Consider the following 813-nt stretch of genomic DNA (forward strand, 5'->3'; position numbering starts at 1 on the left):
GGCATGCAGAGGATGTTGCCGGGCTTGACGTCGCGGTGGACGAGCCCCGCGTCATGTGCCGTCGCCAGGGCCTTCGCCGTCTGCGAGATGATGCTCAGCGTCCGGTCCGCGTCGAGGACCTTCTCCGTCTCGATGACGGAGGAGAGCGGCTTGCCGGGCACGAGCTCCATGACGAGGAAGCCGGAGCCGTCCTCCTCGCCGTAGTCGAAGACGTTGGCGATGGCCGGGTGGCTGAGGAGCGCGGTGTGGCGGGCCTCGGCGCGGAATCGCTGCAGGAAGGCCGTGTCGCCGGTGTACTCCTCCTTGAGGATCTTGATGGCCACGCTCCGGCCAAGGATCGAGTCGGTGGCCTTCCAGACCTCGCCCATGCCGCCGATGGCGATGCGCTCGGTGAGCTCGTACCGATTGCCGCCGACCGTGTTTCCCTTCATGGGTCTCACTTGTTCAACACCGCCTCGTAGATGTTTCGTGCCGCCGTCGTCACGGCGTAGTTGCCTGAGTTCGTGTCAGTGCCTGCGACCACGACGGTCACCGCCACCTTGGGGTCTTCCGCCGGGGCGAACCCCGTGTACCAAGAGTTCGTGAGGTTGTTGGCGATCTCCGCCGTGCCTGTCTTCGAGGCGATCGAGACCCCTGGGATGGCCGCGTTGGTGGCGGTTCCCGACCTCGTGGTCTCCAGCATCATGTCCCGGATGTCCGCGGCCACGGAGTCAGTCGTGGCCCGCTTGAAGACGGACGGCTTGAACTGGCTCTTGACGCTGAGATCCGGCTGCCGAACGGTCTTGACGAGCTGCGGGTTCATGATCTCGCCGC

Annotated in this window: 2 protein-coding genes; both read right to left on the minus strand. The window is 65.7% G+C overall.

Annotated elements, in window-relative coordinates:
* Positions 1 to 431 (minus strand): serine/threonine-protein kinase (locus tag Q4D18_RS11630; RefSeq protein WP_303128589.1); only part of this gene is annotated, 431 nt, incomplete at its 3' end.
* 5 nt (positions 432 to 436) lie between these two features.
* Positions 437 to 813 (minus strand): penicillin-binding transpeptidase domain-containing protein (locus Q4D18_RS11635; protein WP_303128587.1); only part of this gene is annotated, 377 nt, incomplete at its 5' end.

Origin of the sequence: Micrococcus sp., from assembly GCF_030523875.1 — a bacterium.
GTDB lineage: Bacteria > Actinomycetota > Actinomycetes > Actinomycetales > Micrococcaceae > Micrococcus.